This is a genomic window from Catenulispora yoronensis, assembly GCF_039531695.1.
In the GTDB taxonomy this organism is placed as follows: domain Bacteria; phylum Actinomycetota; class Actinomycetes; order Streptomycetales; family Catenulisporaceae; genus Catenulispora; species Catenulispora yoronensis.
Genome location: NZ_BAAAQN010000002.1, coordinates 270,883 through 287,231, shown reverse-complemented (window position 1 = coordinate 287,231; position 16,349 = coordinate 270,883). Strand labels below are relative to the sequence as shown.

Here is a 16,349-nt window from a genome sequence, read left to right as displayed (position 1 = left end):
GACCGCTTCGGCCAGCATCCCGGCCACCTCGGCGGAGCCGCCGTCGAGCGCGGGGGCGCCGGCATCGGCGGCACCAGTTCCGGCGGCACCCCGCACGGCCGCGGTCCCGACCGATCCAGCAGGCTCGGCGGCGACCTCCTCGGCCAGCATTCCGGCCACCTCGGCGACGTCGGCGACGACGGCGATGTCGGCGACCACGGCACTGTCCGGTCCGGCGGCAGCAGCTCCGGCCTCGGCGACCGCGACGCTGTCCGGCCTAACCTCGGCGATCTCCGCCTCCGGCGTCACGACCCGCTCCCCGAAGGTCACGGTGTCGTAGACGTACTCGTCCACCACCGGCTCGGACGTCGGGTGCGCGGCCGGAACCACGGCGGCCTCGGAGTGCGCGCCGCAGCCGTAGTCCAGCGACACCACGCGGCCGTCGCTCGGCGCGATCTCGTTGGTGCACACGCCGAAGGCCTGGCCCAGCATGCCGGCCAGGGGGGCCAGGAAGCCGCAGCCGGAGCAGCGGGCCGGCGCGGCCTGGGCCATCGGGGTGTGCGGGCCGAACTCGCCCTCGTGCCAGCGCTCGGCGGCGTCCTCGCGGCCCTCGCGGGAGAGCACCCGCGGCCGGCCGAGGCCGAGCTGGAAGGCGACCAGCGGCAGGCTGTCGCGGCGCACCTCGCGGTACGGGTCGGGCTGCTTCTCGTCCTCGCCGGTGTAGGCGGGCACCAGCCGGGTGTCGTCCTCGGCGATCGGGAGCAGGTCGCCGGGGCCCAGGTCGCCCGGGCGCAGCCGCTCGCTCCACGGCACCCAGTCCGGGGCCAGCACCGATTCGGAGCCGGCCACCAGCACGGTCTCGTCCAGGGTCACGAACTTGGTGCGCGGCGCGCGGGTCAGCGTCACGGCCCAGTTCCAGCCGCGGTAGCCGCGCTCCTTGCACTCGAACAGGTGGGTGACCACCCGGTCCCCCTCGGCGACCACGCCGACGTGCCGTCCGACCTCGCCGATGCCGGCCACGTCCTCGGCCGCCGCCAAGGCCAGTTCCACCGCCTCGGCGCACACCGGGTCCAGGACCGGCTGGCGGGTGCGCGGCCGGCTGTCTGCTGAGCGGGCTGGGATGGCGGTCGCGGCGTTCACGCCTCGATTCTCCCCCATCCCGGGGGGTCCGTGTGACAGAGGTTCGGCCACCGGGGAAACCGCGGGGAAATCCGCGCCGCGGCGGGCTGTCGGCCGCCGTTTGAATCACCGGCTCCCCACGTACGCGTTTTCCGGGCAGGATAGGGGCGTGGCCAAGGATCAGACGCCGAATCGGGACGGCGAGGAACGGACGCGGGTGTTCGACGCCCCGGAGTCGACGCAGTCGTTGATCCCGCAGCCCCCGCCGTTGCCGCCGAAGCGCTCCCGGACGCCCGCCCGGTCCGCCGACCGGCCCTCGGACCCGGTCCCGGCCCCGGTCTCCACGCCGGTCTCCACGCCGGTCTCGGCCCCGGCCGCCCCGGCCGCCCCGGCAACCTCATCAACCTCAGCACCCTCGGCGGCCGCCGGATCCGATCCGGTGCCCACCCGCACCATGGCCACCCAGGACCTGGAGGCCCTCACCGGGGCCACCCTGCACCTGGCCACCACCGTGCCGGAACTGGCCGAGGTGGCCCAGGACCTGTCCCCGGCCGACATAGAGCTGCTCACCCCGCGCGAGCCGGTCCGGCCGGAGTCCGACGCCGCGCGCCTGCTGCGCCGGTTCGGCGAGGGCACCGAGGCCACCGGCCGCGCGGTCGGCCGGGTCGGCGGCGTCGTCGGCCGGCGGATCCGCAAGGTCACCGGGGCCGGCGGGGCCCGGGAGTCCGGCCTGTCGCAGCTGATCGAGCTGCACGCGGTGAACTCGGCCGGCGACCTGCTGATCACGCTGGCGCTGGCGCAGTCGGTGTTCTTCGGGGTGCAGCCCGGCCAGGCCCGCGGCAAGGTCGCGCTCTACTTGGTGATCACGATGGTGCCGTTCGTGCTGCTGGCGCCGGTGATCGGCCCGCTGCTGGACCGGTTCGGCCACGGCCGCCGGATCGCGATGGCGCTGACCATGGCCACCCGGCTGATCCTGGCGCTGATCATGGCGCGCACCGTCAACGGCTCGGCCAACCTGGCACTGTACCCGGCGGCGTTCGGCTGCCTGGCCGCCTCCAAGGCGTACGGCGTCACCCGCTCCGCGGTCATCCCGCGCCTGCTGCCGCCGGGCACCACCCTGGTGAAGGCCAACTCCCGGACCTCGATGGCCGGCATCGTGGCCACCTTCGTCTTCGCCCCGATCGGCGGCCTGCTGGTGCACTTCGGCGCGGCCTACTGCCTGGTAGGCGCGGCGCTGGTGTTCGCCCTGGGCTCCTATCTGTCGATCCGGCTGCCGGCGCACGTGGACTCCGCCGAGGGCGAGCAGAAGGCGCAGCTGAAGAAGAAGGACCGGGACCTGGACCCGCGGCTGTCCGAGACCATGCCGAACCTGCGGCTGCGCTCGGTGGGCCCGGCGGTGGTGCTGGCGCTGCGCGCCAACGCGGCCTTCAAGTGCTTCTCCGGGTTCCTGACCATCTTCATGGCCTTCCTGGTCCGCTACCACCCGCTGGCCGGCTACAAGGACCTGGTCGCGATCGGCATGATCGCCACCGCCGCGGCCGTCGGCAACGCGCTGGGCACCTCGATGGGCTCGATGCTCAAGGCCCGGGCCCCGGAGGGCGTGATCTCGGCGATGCTGGCGCTGACCACCGGCGCGGTGCTGGCCTGCGCGTTCTACTACAACCTGATCACGGTGCTCACCGTGGCCGCGGTGTCGGCGATGAGCGCCTCGCTGGCCAAGCTGTCGCTGGACGCCCTGCTGCAGCGTGACACCCTGGAGCGGGTCCGCACCTCGGCGTTCGCGCGCTCCGAGACGATCCTCCAGCTGTCCTGGGTGATCGGCGGCGGCCTGGGCATCGCGATGTCCTTCCCCGGCAACGGCAACGGCACCCTGGCGTTCATCGTCGCGGCCGTCGCGCTGCTGGCCGTGTGCCTGGTGACACTGAAGGCGCTGGCGGACTTGCGGTTCGTCGCGCCCAACCCCGCGCAGAGCTTCGGGGTCTGACGGACGGCACCTACGGGAACACGGTCCGCGCGCGGACCGTTTGTCCGCCGTGCGGACACTCGACCACGCAAACCACCCACAGAACAACGGGGAGTGACGAATGTACGAGTTCTTGCTGGCGGCCGCCGTGGAGGCCGAACGGGAAGCGCTGCAACAGCGCGCCCACGGCCTCACGGTGATCGTCACCGGCGCCGGACCCGCCGCCGCGGCCACCGGCGCGGCCTGGGTCCTGGCCACCGAACCCTACGAACTGGCGCTATCGGTCGGGATCGGGGGCGGTTTCGCCCCGCGCGCGCCGATCGGCTCGGTGGCGGTGTCCACCCGGGTGGTGGCCGCCGACCTCGGCGCCGACTCCCCGGACGGCTTCCTGCCGGTCGAGGAGCTGGGCTTCGCCCCGCGGGTGGAGCAGCCCGACGAGCGCTGGAGCAAGCGGATCGCGACCGCGCTGAGCGAGGCCGGGCTGAACGTGGTGACCGGCACGGTGCTGACGGTGTCCACGGCCACCGGCACCGCGGCCCGGACCGAGGAGCTGGCGCGGCGCCACCCGGACGCGGTGGCCGAGGCGATGGAGGGCTTCGGCGTGGCCAGCGCGGCGACGATGGCGGAGCTGCCGTTCGTGGAGATCCGGGCGATCTCCAACACGGTGGGCCCGCGGGACCGGGAGGCGTGGCGGATCGGCGCCGCGCTGGAGGCCCTGACCACGGTCGGGCAGACCCTGAGCGCCTTGCAGGCGCCCGACGTCGCATAATCGGCGCTATGCCTGAAGCGCACCCGAACGTCCTGCCCGACAAGCTCTCCATCGCCTATTCGCCGTGTCCCAACGACACGTTCGTGTTCCACGCGCTGGCGCACGGCCTGGTGCCCGGCGCCCCGGCCCTGGACGTCACGTTCGCCGACATCGACGTGACGAACTACTGGGTGCAGGAGGCGGACGCGCCTGACGTCCTGAAGATCTCCTATCCGGCGCTTCCGCTCGTGGCGGACCGGTACGAGCTGCTGCACTGCGGCGGCGCCCTGGGGCGCGGGTGCGGGCCGCTGGTGCTCTCGCGGGGCGCCTTGGACGCCGAGGCCCTGTCCGGCGGCGTGGTGGCCGTGCCGAGCCTGCTGTCGACCGCCTATCGCCTGTACGAGCTGTGGGCGGCCCGGAACGTCCCGGGCGGCATGCAGGTCGAGGTCCTCCCGTTCCACGAGATCATGCCGGCGGTGGCGGCCGGCGAGGTGGCCGCCGGGCTGGTGATCCACGAGGCCCGGTTCACGTACCAGAACTTCGGCCTGACCTGCCACGCCGACCTCGGCCAGTGGTGGGAGGCCGAGACCGGCCTGCCGATCCCGCTGGGCGCGATCGTGGCCCGCAAGGCGTTGGGCGAGGCGGCGCTGGCCGAGCTCAGCGGGTTGATCCGCGCGTCGGTCGAATACGCGTGGGCCGATCCCCGGGCTTCGCACGAATACGTGATGGAGCACGCGCAGGAGATGGATCCCGAGGTCGCCGAGCAGCACATCGGGCTGTACGTGAACGAGTTCACCCGCGACCTCGGGCCGGACGGCCTCGCCGCGGTGGAGGCGCTGCTGGCACGCTGAGCGCCGGGCGGCACCTCCGCATCGGGCTCCGCGCGGACGCGGAGCCCTTTCAGGGGTTTTCCACAGCGGTTCGAGGGGGCGGCATGACGGCGTATCCGGGGTTCGCAGTGATACTCCAGCGGGTGCTGGAGCATCGGGGCGCCGACGAGGACTGGCTGGCCGACTCCTCCGGCCTGGCCCCGGCCGCGGTGCGGGCGGTGCTGGACGGCGCGGTGCCGGATCCGGAGCAGCTGCACGTGCTCGCTCACGCGCTGGGCTACCACGTCGAGGACCTGTTCGTCCTGGCCGACATCCCAGTGCCGGTGGAGCTGACGCCCTTGGACCCGCAGGCGAGCGGCCCGGTGAACGGTCTCGTGGAGCGGGTGGACCTGCTGCCGCCGGACCAGCGACGGACGATCCACGCCTTGGTGGCCGGCCTGCCCCAGGAGCCGCGACCGGTCCCGGACGGTCGCGTTCGACCCGTCCCCAGCGTGGCGGAAGCCGGTTTCAGCGCGGCGCTGATGACGCTGCTAATCCACAATCGGAACCTGGGTTCGCGCGTCGCGTACGCCATGGCCTGCATGACGCACGGCCGCATGTACCTGGCCCGGACCACTTACCGCTCCATGACTGACCGCCCGACACAGCTGAAACCCGACTGGATTCTCAGTATCGCGGCCGTAGTGGGCATTCCGGCCGGGGACCTGTCGGCGATGACCGGCGTCCCGCTGCCGGAGGAACCGCTGCGCGGCGAGCGGCGGACCGCGGAGCTGAGGGACCTGCTCTGGAACTGCCGGCGCCTGACGGCCGACCAGGCCACGCAGGTCCGTGACACGGCGGACGCGATGTTCGTCCCGGTCCCGGAGGACGCCTCCAAGGAGGAATGGAGGCGGTACTACCGTGCTGCCGACGGCGTCTGGTGGGGCGCGCCGCGGGTTCCGGAGGACCAGGACTGAGCGTCCGAGCAGACCGCTCCGTCGCCGGACGTACGACCCTGCCGACCGTGCGACCTGCCGGCCCTACGACCTGCCGGCCGTGTTATCCGCCGGCCGCCAGATCCTCGGCCAGCGCCACCACCGCCGCGGACCCCGGCAGCGCGGGCCGCTGCACCGCGTAGGGGTGGAACGAGGTCGCGCGCCGCGACCGCGGCGTCGCCACCACCGGCGTGGCGCCGCTGCCGTCCTCGTTCTCGGCCATCGGGGCGTAGCCGTTGGCCCGCAGGCCCTCCAGCAGCTCCTCCGGCGGCAGTTCGGAGACCGCCACGCCCGGGGCGATCCGGCGCAGCCCCAGGCCGCCGGTGCGGCGGTCGGCGAGCATCTCGGACAGGGCCGCGTCATTGTCGGCGCGCACGTAGCTGACGGCGGCGCCGACGCGGATCCGGCCGTGGCGGCGGGCCACGTCGTCGACCAGGTAGGTGAGCGCCTGCGGGATCTCGTGCAGGGAGTGCTCGGCGAGGAAGGCGTGCAGGTCGTCGGCGGCGCGGCCGGCGTCGAAGGCGCGGCGCACCGAGGCGGTGGTGAAGCGGTAGACGGTCGCGGCGCCGGCCGACTCGATGTCGGCGACCAGCGCCATCTCGCGGGCCACGTCGGGGGCCAGCGGTCCGGGGGCGATCGCGGTCAGGTCGCCCTGGATCAGGACGTGCCGCACCGGGTCGGGCAGGGCCGCGGACAGCGCGGCGGCCAGGGCGTCGCGGGGCAGGCCGAGCAGCGCCGCGCGGCCGTGCGCGGACAGGATCCCGGCCGCGCCGCGCACCGGCGCGACCAGGCCGAGCCACACCGCCTCGCGCAGCGTCCAGTCCACCAGCTGCCGCACCGCCGGGCCGCTGCGGCGCGGCCGCTCCCAGAACAGCCGGTCCACGAGCGCGTCGACGGCGGCGGTGCCGCCGGCCGGCAGCCGGTCCAGCTCGCCGAGCAGGTCCCGGCGCAGTTCCGGGACGGCCCAGGAGGCGACCTCCGGCGACAGCGGGGCCACCTGCCGGTTGCGGTCGTCGGGCACGCCGACCCGCCCGGCCGCGCGGTCCGACACCAGCCAGGCCGCCGCCAGCTCCGCCCAGCGCCGGTCCGGCGTCAGGTCGAGCCAGCGGTCGTAGGCGGGCGTCGGCAGCCAGAAGCCGGAGGCCAGGTCGGCGGCCACCAGCCCGGCGGAGTAGGCCAGCTCGGCGAAGAACGCCGCCTCCTCCTCGGAGACGTCGAGCAGCAGCGCGGTGCGGCGCAGGTCCCGGATGCCGGCGCCGCCGGAACGCAGGACGCCGGGCGGGCCGGAGGCCCAGGCGTCGAGCAGCTCCTCGACGCGGCGCGGCGCGGCGGTCGCGGCGGCCGCCGCGGCCTCGTCGGCGTGCCGCGCGTCGTGCCGGGCCACCGGCACCGCCGGCGGATCGGCGGCCAGGTCGCGGTGCAGGCCGGAGCCGAAGACGTGGCGCCGCAGGAAGAACGCGATCTCGCGGGGCAGCACGACGGTGTCCTCGGTCCAGCGGCCGAGGATGCCGCGCTCCAGGAGCCATTCGAGCGGGGAGCCGCCGTCGGCCGCGGTGCTTTCGGGGGAATCCCCTAGCGGCTCGGCATCGGGGCCGGGGGCCGCGTCGGGATCGGCGGCGGGAGCGCCCGGCCGGCTCCCGCCGATCCAGGGCCCGACCCGGCCGAACGGCGGGCCCCACACCAGCTTCTCCAGCACCGCCTCGGCCCCGGCCGGGGCCTGGTCCAGCACCGCCCGCATGCGCGGCGGGTCGGCGGCCAGCGCCGCCAGCGCGCCCACGGCGGTCACCGGGTCCGCGGTCGCGTGCAGCCCCAGGCGCCGCAGCACCCCCTGGAGCCAGGCCGGGGAGGAGTTGTTCAGCGCCGAGACCAGCGGCGGGCCCAGGCCGACCGGGTTCTCCCCCAGCGCCTCGCGGGCGTTGACCAGCGGCCGCAGGCCCTCGTCCGGGCCCCAGACCAGGGCCGCGTCCCGGAGCGTGGCGACGGCCTCGGGCACCCGGCCGTCGTCGGGCACGCCCAGCAGCGCCGTCGTCGAGGCCGCCGTGACCGGCTCCGGGGACACCGCCAGGGCCTGGAGCACCTGGAGGGTGAACGCGTCCAGCCGGTCCATCGCCAGGGCCACCGAGGCCCGCTGCGAGGCCCGCTCGGCCAGCGCCGCGATCGAGGCCGGGGGCGGCACGGCCAGGTCCGGCCGGGCGGCCAGCAGCTCGGCCAGCCGGTCCGCGGACCAGGACCGCAGCTCGTCGGCCAGCGAACGGCGGCGGACGACGGGGGCGCCCGCCGGCGCGGCCGGCGGCCCCGCCGTGTCCGAACTCTGAGACACACCGCCCGGCGCCGGGTCCCCCACGGCGCGCGTCTTCGCCCGCGCACCTGCGCGGGTGGTTTCTGCGGAATGGCCGGGCTGTTCGGTGGGCATCACCCATAACGGTAGTCGAGTCCCGGCGATCACAGCGTCCGCATACGATACGCATGCGGGCAGTGGGGCTCGTGTCAGCAGAACAGGCAGGGGGATCCCAGCGGTGACGGCCGAGACCGACCAGGAGATGTTCCGCTACCTGGCCGAACTGTCCACGCTGGCGGAGGGCCGCATGTCGCCCACGTCGCGGAACCAGCTGGTCTCGCGCACCCGCGCCGAGATCGAGTCCCGGGTGTCGGCGCGCAAGGCCACGAAGGCCGCCGACGTCCGGCAGATCCTGCTGGGCCTGGGGCGGCCCGAGGCGCTGGTGATGGCGGAGGCCAACAAGGACCCGCTCTACGGTGCCCGGGAACGGCAGCGCCGCGGCGCCGACGTCGGCGTCAACGCCTACGGCGCGGCTTCGGTGTTCTCCCCGGAGGTGGACCCGGCGGTGGGCCGCCTGGTGACCCCGGAGACCGTCGGCAACCCGCCCTCGGACCGGTACGGCGCCTCCGGCTCCGGCGGCGAGTCGCTGCCCGGCCCGGAGATCCCGGCCGAGCCGGACCCGTTCGGCGCCGGGAGCGCGGACTGGAACTACGGCAGCGAGGCCGAGGAGTCCGGCGGCGGGGGCGGCGGCGGCGCCGGACCCCAGATACCGATCGAGGCCGGCGGCAGCTTCACCCCGGCGTCCACGCCGGCGGCGCCGGTGTCCGTGCCCGCGCCGATGGCGCCGGGCCCGCTGATGCGCCGCACGGCCCAGGGCCATGCCCAGGGGCTCGCGGCGGTCGTGGTGCTGTGCCTCGGCGCGATCGTCAACGCGGTGGCGATGTCGCCGTACACGATCGCCATAGTCATCGTCGGCTACCTGCTGGCCGTGACCTCGTACTCGTTCACCCCGGGCGAGAAGCGGTTCGCCCTGATCGGGGTGCCGATCGGGGCGCTGCTGTTCTACGCGTTCGGCCTGTTCCTGGCCCGCGGCCGGTCCACGGGCCACAGCGGCCCGCTGGACTCCAGCGACACCTGGCAGGCCGCCAAGGACGGCCTCACCGCGGTGCCCACGATGCTCGGCCTGCTCGGCGCGCTGTACCTGGTGTGGCGGTTGTTCAAGGCGGTCGCCAAGTCCGGTTGAGCACGGTCCGGTTGAACCCAGCCCGGTTGAGCCCGGTCCGACCGGGGCCGACCCTCACGCCGGGCCGACTCCGGCCCGGCCGCGAAAGTGCGCGGGCGTCACCTCGCCGCGCAGGCAGGCCGCCGCGACGTCGGCCGCCGAGGCCCGGTCCAGCAGCCCGTGATAGGTCCCGTCCGGCAGGCAGGCCAGGTTCGCGGCGAACTGGTCGCCGCCCAGATGCGTGGTCTCCCACACCGGCAGTCCGCGTCCGGCCAGCTCGCGCGCGACCGGCGCGCCGTAGCGCGCGCAGCACGCGTCGCGCTTGCCGTGCGTGCACACCAGCAGCAGCCGTTCCCCGACCGGCGCGCCGAATCCCGGCGCGGCGCCGCCGGGCAGCGCCGCCAGGTCCAGCTCGGCCAGGTCGCCGAGGTCGCCGGTGACGCGCCGTTCCAGCCAGCGCCCGCCGGGCGGCCCGCCGGCCACGTAGACGGTCCGAGCTGCGGCCGGGGCGCGGCCGGCCCGGTCCGGGCGGCGGATCAGCTGCGGCCGCACGTCGTAGGCCGGCGCCACGGTCAGCACCTCGGCCGCGGCGTCGGGCAGGTCGGCGGGCCAGCCGAAGGCCGGCCACGGGCCGGGGTGCTCGACGGCCAGCCAGGCCTTCGCGCGCGGCGGCGCGGTGCCCGCCATCGGCTCACGGACCGCACGGCACAGGGCGGCGCAGCCGCCGAGGACGGAATCGCAGACGGACACGGACGGATCTCCGGCGGTGGTGCGTGGGCCTGTGAGGGTAGCCTCACCTTACCCCGGAGCGTCCCGCCCTATCCGCGCCGACCCCGTCCGCTCGGCCGAACCGGTGACCGGCGCCGGCCGCCGTCAGGCCAGCGCGTCGTTGAGCACCCGGCGCAGGATGCCGCCCACCGCGAGGTAGACCAGCGTGGCCAGCCCGTAGTTCAGGAACACGTTCAGCTTCGGACTGTCCGGGGTGAACAGGTCCTTGAACCAGGTGGCCAGCCAGCCGGCCCAGTCCGCGTCCGTCCGGACGATGTCGTTCCCGCCGTTGGCGTCCAGCAAAACGAAGATGATGTGCAGGATCAGGATGATCGCGATGATGACGGCTGCCACGAACACCAGATCGCCAGCCGCGCGCTTGCCACCAACTCCAGCCATGGCCCCCCGATAACCCGTTCGAGTCGGCGAAAACTCCCCGCGGCGGCCGGGCAATATGCTCCTCCCATGATCGCAGCACCCTTCACCGTGGGCTTCGACCTCGACATGACCCTGATCGACTCCCGGCCCGGCGTGCACGCCACGATGACCGAGCTGTCCCGCGAGACCGGCGTGCACATCGACGCCGACGCCGTCGTCGGCCGGCTGGGGCCGCCGCTGGACGAGGAGCTGGCGTACTGGTTCCCGGCCGAGGACATCCCGGCGGTCGGCGACCGCTACCGGGAGCTGTACCCGGAGTTCGCCATCGAGCCGACCACGGCCATGCCCGGCGCCGCCGAGTCCTACGCGGCGGTCCGGGCCCGCGGCGGCCGCGTCCTGGTGGTCACCGCCAAGTACGGCCCGAACGCCGCCCTGCACCTGGAGCACCTCGGCCTGGTGCCGGACCTGCTGGTGGGCTGGCACTGGGGCCCGAAGAAGGGCGAGGCCCTGCTGGCGCACGGCGCCACCGTCTACGTCGGGGACCACGTCGCGGACATCCGCGGCGCCCGGGCGGCCGGCGCGGTCGCGGTCTCGGTGGCCACCGGACCGGTGCCGGCCGCGGACCTGGAGGCCGCCGGAGCCGACGTGGTGCTGGCCGACCTGCGGGGTTTCCCGGCCTGGCTGGACGGGTATCCGACCGCCTGATCGACGCGCCGTCCGCCGGCGGCGCCCGCCCCCGGGAGGGCTCCGGCCGCCGCCCCGGATAACGCTGCCCACGGGGGACGTTCCCTCGTTACGCTTACCCCGCAAGAGTGAAACACCGACGACGACAAGCAGACGCGAGGGTCCACCGTGCCTACCGGCAAGATCAAGTGGTACGACACCGAAAAGGGTTTCGGCTTCATCACCCGCGACGACGGGCCCGACGTGTTCATGCACTCCTCCGCGCTGCCCGCCGGCATGACCGACATCAAGGCCGGCCAGCGCGTGGAGTTCGGCGTGGCGGCGGGCAAGCGCGGCGACACCGCCATCGGCGTGCACCTCCTGGAGACCCGGCCGAGCGTGGAGACCGCCATCGCGGCCCGGGACCGCAAGCCGGCCGAGGAGATGGTGGTCATCGTCGAGGACGTGATGAAGCTGCTGGACGGCATGTCCGAGACGTTCCGCCGGGGCAAGTACCCCGACCGGGCCACCTCCCGGAAACTGGCCGGCGTGCTGCGCGCGGTCGCCGACCAGCTGGAAAGCTGAGCCCGGCGGCGCCGAGCAGGCCACCGCATCGTGAACGGCCCTGCCCCGGACCCGGCATCGCTCGCATAATCGCAGCATGAACGCCGATCGGAACATAGCCCGGGTAACCGCCACAGCAGCCGTCCACGCCGGACGGACCACCACCAATCCGACGCCGCCGATCGACCTGTCGGCGACGTACCACCTGCCCGGGGTCGACGCCGGCGGCGAGAGCTATGCCGAGCTGGTCGCCGGCCGCGGCCCGACCGCCGACGGCGGCCTGGTCTACCAGCGGATGTGGAACCCGACCACGGCCGGGTTCGAGCAGGCGCTGGCCGAGCTGGAGGGGCTGCCGGAGGCGGTGTCCTTCGCCAGCGGGATGGCCGCGATCAGCGCCTGCCTGCTGGCCGCCACGGCGGTCCCGGCCGCCGCCGGGAAGCGGCACGTGGTGGCGGTGCGGCCGATCTACGGCGGTACCGACGGGCTGCTGAGCAAGGGCACCCTGGGCACCGAGACCACCTGGGTCGACGACGTGGCGGGCATCGCGCGGGCGGTCGCCGCCCGGCCGGACACCGCGCTGGTGGTGGTCGAGACCCCGGCCAACCCGACCGCGCGGCTGCTGGACCTGGACGCCGTGGCCGCGGCCAGCGGCGACGTGCCCTACCTGGTGGACTCCACGTTCGCGACCCCGGTGCTCCAGCAGCCGGCCCGGCACGGCGCCACGCTGGTCGTGCACAGCGCGACCAAGTACATCGGCGGGCACTCCGACGTGCTCGGCGGCGTGGTGGCCACCACCCCGGAGTGGGCGGCGCGGCTGCGCGAAATCCGGATCCAGACCGGCGCGCTGCTGCACCCGCTGGCCGGATACCTGCTGCACCGCGGGCTCCAGACGCTGCCGCTGCGGGTGAAGCGCTCCTCGGAGACCGCGCAGACGATCGCCGAGTGGCTGGCGGCGCATCCGGCGGTGGAGCGAGTCCACTACCCCGGGCTGCCCGGCGGGGACCCGGACGGCCTGATCGGCCCGGACCGGCAGCAGCTGCTGCCCGGCGCGATGATGTCGTTCGAGATGCGCGGCGGCTACGACGCGGCGGCGACGGTGGCCGAGAACGTCCGCCTGATCCTGCACGCCGCCTCGCTGGGCGGCGCCGAGTCGCTGATCACGCACCCGGCCTCGCTGAGCCACCGCCACGTGACGCCGGACGCCCGGCCGGACGCCGGGCTGCTGCGCTTCTCGGTGGGGCTGGAGGACGCGCCGGACCTGATCGCCGACCTGGAGACGGCGTTCGGGAAGCTGTAGCGCCTCACCCGTTTCCCAGCCCGGCATGCGGGAACGCGCGACGTGTCGCATAACTGCCTCATGAAGGCAACCGAGCCGATCCGCCTCGACTGGCTCTGGGCCCTGGTGCGCGCGCTGCTGGGCTGGACCTTCGTGTGGGCCTTCCTGGACAAGCTGTTCGGGCTGGGCAAGGCCACGCCGACGAGCAAGGCCTGGATCCACGGGGGCTCGCCGACCACCGCCTACCTGACGAACGTCAAAGGGCCGTTCCAAGGGTTCTTCCACGGCCTGGCCGGCCAGGCCTGGGCCGACTGGCTGTTCATGATCGGGCTGGCCGGGATCGGGGTGGGGCTGGTGCTCGGCATCGTCATGCGGGTCACCGCGGTCTGTGGTGCGCTGTTGCTGGTGTTCATGTGGATGGCGTCGCTGCCGATCAGCAGCAACCCCTTCCTCGACGACCACCTGATCGACGCCCTGGTCGTCCTGGGGATCGGCTTCACCACCCTGGGCTGGCAGTTCGGGCTGGGACGCTGGTGGTCCGGGACGCCGCTGGTCCAGCGCTATCCCTGGCTGGCCTGAGGCGCCCCGGCGATCAGTACTCTTGGACAAGCCCGCTTCGGCGGACCCGTGATCGCCGGTCCTGAAAGGTGGTAGGTCGTCCAGCGTGTTCGACGCGAAACTCTTCCTTGAGGCCTACATCACCCTGTTCGTGATCATGGACCCGCCGGGCACCCTCCCGATCTTCCTGGCGCTGACCAACGGCAAGTCCAAGGCCGAGCGGACCCGCGCGGCGTGGCAGGCCGCCCTGGTCTCGTTCTGCGTGATCTGCGTGTTCGCGCTGTTCGGCCAGCAGATCCTGGACTACCTGGGCGTGACGCTGCCCGCGCTCCAGGCCGCCGGCGGCCTGCTGCTCCTGCTCATCGCGCTGGAGCTGCTGACCGGCAAGAGCGAGGAGCCGTCGAACGCCAACGAGTCGGTGAACGTGGCGCTGGTGCCGTTGGGCACCCCGCTGCTGGCCGGCCCGGGCGCGATCGTCGCGGTCATGGTGTTCTCCAAGCGGGCCGGCACCGCGCACCTGGCCGGGATCGACGCGGTGGCCCTGGCGATCGTGGCGATCCACCTCACGCTCTGGTTCACGATGCGGTTCTCGGTCCCGGTGATCCGGGTCATCAAGGACTCCGGCGTGACCCTGGTGACCCGGATCGCGGGCCTGCTGCTGTCCGCGATCGCGGTGCAGATGGTCGCCGATGCGGTGCGGGCCTTCGTCAAGGCCGGGTGACCTAGGAATCGATCACCTAGGCTTTCCCTGTGAGTTTCGGACAGCAGTTCCTCGACCAGGTCGACGCCTCGGCGCAGGACTTCACCTTCCCGTTCCTGGACCACGGCAACTACCACGCCGTCGACGTCCGGCTGCACGTCTACCGCGACGAGAAGCGCTGGGCCGTGGTGATCGAGACCGTCGGCTACAACGCCGGCGCCCGGTCCGTCACCGACGCCCTGACCGGCTACGGCGTCCGGGCCGGCAGCCAGCTCCAGCGGGTCGAGAACCTCGACGAGCTGCTCGACGACGACGGCAACTACGTCGGCGGCAAGCCGCTGCGCGTGCGCGGCCAGGACCTCCCGGTCGAGGCCGGCCCCGGCGAGTACTTCCCCGAGGTGGTGCGCGAGCTCGTGCCCGCGCACCGCGACCTGCTGCTGGCCGACGAGGCGGAGCTGCGGGCCCTGGTGCCGGCCGACCTGCCGGAGGTCCTGCGCCTGGAGTCCTGGCACCACCCCGACGTGCTGGTCGAGCGGCCGAGCCGGGAGGAGGCCTTCCAGCTGATCGCCAAGGTCCTCGACACCGGCAACCCGCACGAGTACCGGCCGACGCGGTCGCCGAACACGCACTGGGCGAACTGGCCGGAGTCGGGCACGGCCTGAGCGCCGGAGCCGGGCCGGGGACCGCCTGAGCGGCGGAGCCGGGTCCGGCTGCGGCGCGCCGAGCAAGGATCAGGCCGCTGCCGGGACCGGCTGCTTCTCGGCGGCTCCGTTCGGTACCGGGATCGAGGCCGGGGTCCGGGCCAGGGCTTCGCGCATCGCCCGGGCCCCGGGCAGGAACGCCGCCGCGACCAGGGTCACGGCCGTGCAGCCGAGGGCCCACCAGAACGTCGCGCCGTAGGCGGATGCCGCCGTGGCCGCCGTCGGGGTGCCGCTGCCGAGGCCGCGCACCAGGATCACCGCCAGCACCGCGGTCCCGATCGAGCCGCCGACCCGGTTCAGGATGTTGAAGGTGGTGGTGGCCTGCGGGATCAGGTCGCGGCGCAGCGTCGAGTAGCCGGCGGTGATCAGCGGGGCCATCACCAGGCCGAGTCCGAGGCCGCGCAGGAGCAGCGGCACGGCCAGTGACAGCGCCGACGTCGACGCGCCGACCAGGGCGAAGGGGATCGTGGCGACGGTCGCCAGCGCGGTCCCGGCCACGACCAGCACCCGCGGTCCGACCCGGTTCGTCAGCCGGCCCGCGACGAACGTCGACACCGCCGTACCCAGTCCCTGCGGCGCCAGCACCAGTCCGGCCCGCAGCGGGGAGAACCCGTGCGCCTGCTGGTAGTACAGCGGCAGCAGGAACATCGCGCCGAACAGCGTCGCGCCCATCAGCAGGGCGTTGAGCATCGCGACGCTGAACGCCTTGTTCAGGAACAGCCGCAGGTCGAGCAGCGGCGTGACGGTGGTGCGCAGGCTGTAGACCACGAACAGCACCAGCAGCACCGCGCCGCCGGCCATCGGGAGCCACGCCGCCGACGAGCCGAACCCGCCGTGGTCGCCGGCCGCCGAGCAGCCGTAGACCAGGGCCGCCAGCCCGGGGGCGATCAGCGCGAAGCCGCGTACGTCGAACCGCGCGGCACCGCCGCCGGCCGAAGCGGCTGCCGCCGACCCCGCCGCTCCCGCCGGCCCCGTCGCCCCCGCCTCCACGGCCGGCACCCACCGCCGTACCAACACGATCGCGAGTACACCGATCGGCAGGTTGATGAAGAAGATCCACCGCCACCCGAGCCCGGCCAGCAGCAGTCCCCCGGCCGCCGGGCCGAGCACCGGCAGCAGCGCCATCGGCACCGACATCACCGCCATCACCCGGGCCATGTACCGGGGCCCGACGTTGCGCCCGAGCAGCGCCTGGCCCACCGGCTGGATCAGCCCGCCGCCCAGGGCCTGGACCACGCGGAACGCGACCAGGCTCGGGATCGACCAGGCCAGCCCGCACAGCAGCGAGCCCGCCAGGAAGGCCCCGACCGCGACCAGCCACACCCGGCGCCCGCCGAAACGGCCCATGGCCCAGCCGGACAGCGGCACCACCACGGACAGCGTCAGCAGGTAGGCGGTCGACACCCAGGCCACCGCGGACAGCGTCGAGCCGAACCGCTCGGCCAGGGTCCGCGTCGCGGAGGCGACGACGGTCGCGTCGAGCATCGCCATGGCCGCGCCCAGCACAAGGGCGCCGCCGATCCTGAGGTACTCGCGGGGCAGCCGATCGGCGGCCCGGTCCCGAGCGGACATGGTCTCTCCTCCCCGATGGACTGAGCAGTCCATTGTTTTAGACTCTACAGTCCAAG

Annotated in this window: 16 protein-coding genes and 1 pseudogene; 11 read left to right on the top strand and 6 right to left on the bottom strand. The window is 74.0% G+C overall.

Annotated elements, in window-relative coordinates; genetic code table 11:
- Positions 1 to 321 precede the first annotated feature (321 nt).
- Both ABD481_RS02740 and ABD481_RS02735 read right to left on the bottom strand, forming a co-directional pair.
- Positions 322 to 1,137, bottom strand: a pseudogene (locus ABD481_RS02740) (DUF3027 domain-containing protein); the annotation flags it as partial.
- 141 nt (positions 1,138 to 1,278) lie between these two features.
- Positions 1,279 to 1,545, bottom strand: coding sequence for a hypothetical protein (locus ABD481_RS02735; RefSeq protein WP_344663865.1), 267 nt, complete (start codon positions 1,543 to 1,545; stop codon positions 1,279 to 1,281).
- Between ABD481_RS02735 and ABD481_RS02730 the strand changes: the two genes are divergently transcribed.
- The 4 genes from ABD481_RS02730 (at position 1,538) to ABD481_RS02715 (ending at position 5,595) form a co-directional block, all read left to right on the top strand.
- Positions 1,538 to 3,082 carry an MFS transporter gene (locus ABD481_RS02730; RefSeq protein WP_344663864.1) on the top strand — a complete coding sequence of 515 codons (1,545 nt, stop codon included), beginning with the start codon at positions 1,538 to 1,540 and terminating at the stop codon, positions 3,080 to 3,082. The two genes, ABD481_RS02735 and ABD481_RS02730, sit on opposite strands and share 8 nt — an antisense overlap.
- Positions 3,083 to 3,182: 100 nt before the next feature.
- A complete protein-coding gene (locus ABD481_RS02725; protein ID WP_344663863.1) occupies positions 3,183 to 3,830 on the top strand; it encodes a futalosine hydrolase in 648 nt (215 codons plus the stop codon).
- A gap of 8 nt (positions 3,831 to 3,838) precedes the next feature.
- Positions 3,839 to 4,660: a 1,4-dihydroxy-6-naphtoate synthase gene (locus tag ABD481_RS02720; protein ID WP_344663862.1), complete on the top strand. Its 822-nt coding sequence runs from the start codon at positions 3,839 to 3,841 to the stop codon at positions 4,658 to 4,660.
- 83 nt (positions 4,661 to 4,743) lie between these two features.
- A complete protein-coding gene (locus tag ABD481_RS02715; protein ID WP_344663861.1) occupies positions 4,744 to 5,595 on the top strand; it encodes a hypothetical protein in 852 nt (283 codons plus the stop codon).
- A gap of 82 nt (positions 5,596 to 5,677) precedes the next feature.
- Here ABD481_RS02715 and ABD481_RS02710 read toward each other — a convergent pair whose 3' ends face one another.
- Positions 5,678 to 8,026, bottom strand: coding sequence for a helicase-associated domain-containing protein (locus ABD481_RS02710; protein ID WP_344663860.1), 2,349 nt, complete (start codon positions 8,024 to 8,026; stop codon positions 5,678 to 5,680).
- 103 nt (positions 8,027 to 8,129) lie between these two features.
- Here ABD481_RS02710 and ABD481_RS02705 point away from each other — a divergent pair, with 103 nt between their 5' ends.
- Positions 8,130 to 9,134, top strand: coding sequence for a hypothetical protein (locus ABD481_RS02705; protein ID WP_344663859.1), 1,005 nt, complete (start codon positions 8,130 to 8,132; stop codon positions 9,132 to 9,134).
- Between the two features lie 54 nt (positions 9,135 to 9,188).
- Here ABD481_RS02705 and ABD481_RS02700 read toward each other — a convergent pair whose 3' ends face one another.
- Positions 9,189 to 9,863, bottom strand: a complete 675-nt coding sequence (locus ABD481_RS02700; RefSeq protein ID WP_344663858.1) for a sucrase ferredoxin — start codon at positions 9,861 to 9,863, stop codon at positions 9,189 to 9,191.
- A 123-nt stretch (positions 9,864 to 9,986) separates the two neighbouring features.
- Complete coding sequence (locus tag ABD481_RS02695; protein ID WP_344663857.1) at positions 9,987 to 10,280, bottom strand: hypothetical protein; 294 nt, start codon at positions 10,278 to 10,280, stop codon at positions 9,987 to 9,989.
- Positions 10,281 to 10,346: 66 nt separating this feature from the next.
- Between ABD481_RS02695 and ABD481_RS02690 the strand changes: the two genes are divergently transcribed.
- From ABD481_RS02690 to ABD481_RS02665, 6 genes are all read left to right on the top strand, one after another.
- The gene (locus ABD481_RS02690; protein WP_344663856.1) at positions 10,347 to 10,964 is read left to right on the top strand and encodes an HAD family hydrolase; all 618 of its coding nucleotides are present in this window, start codon (positions 10,347 to 10,349) and stop codon (positions 10,962 to 10,964) included.
- Between the two features lie 147 nt (positions 10,965 to 11,111).
- Entirely contained in the window at positions 11,112 to 11,507 is a 396-nt protein-coding gene (locus tag ABD481_RS02685; RefSeq protein WP_344663855.1) for a cold-shock protein, read from the top strand.
- Between the two features lie 76 nt (positions 11,508 to 11,583).
- Positions 11,584 to 12,783: a trans-sulfuration enzyme family protein gene (locus ABD481_RS02680; protein WP_344663854.1), complete on the top strand. Its 1,200-nt coding sequence runs from the start codon at positions 11,584 to 11,586 to the stop codon at positions 12,781 to 12,783.
- Positions 12,784 to 12,843: 60 nt separating this feature from the next.
- Positions 12,844 to 13,341 (top strand): hypothetical protein, encoded by a 498-nt coding sequence (locus ABD481_RS02675; RefSeq protein ID WP_344663853.1) that lies wholly within the window; start codon positions 12,844 to 12,846, stop codon positions 13,339 to 13,341.
- 85 nt (positions 13,342 to 13,426) lie between these two features.
- Positions 13,427 to 14,041: a MarC family protein gene (locus ABD481_RS02670; RefSeq protein ID WP_344663852.1), complete on the top strand. Its 615-nt coding sequence runs from the start codon at positions 13,427 to 13,429 to the stop codon at positions 14,039 to 14,041.
- A 29-nt stretch (positions 14,042 to 14,070) separates the two neighbouring features.
- Positions 14,071 to 14,682, top strand: a complete 612-nt coding sequence (locus ABD481_RS02665; protein ID WP_344663851.1) for a DUF7003 family protein — start codon at positions 14,071 to 14,073, stop codon at positions 14,680 to 14,682.
- Between the two features lie 69 nt (positions 14,683 to 14,751).
- Here ABD481_RS02665 and ABD481_RS02660 read toward each other — a convergent pair whose 3' ends face one another.
- Positions 14,752 to 16,293, bottom strand: a complete 1,542-nt coding sequence (locus ABD481_RS02660; RefSeq protein WP_344663850.1) for a DHA2 family efflux MFS transporter permease subunit — start codon at positions 16,291 to 16,293, stop codon at positions 14,752 to 14,754.
- Positions 16,294 to 16,349: the final 56 nt, after the last annotated feature.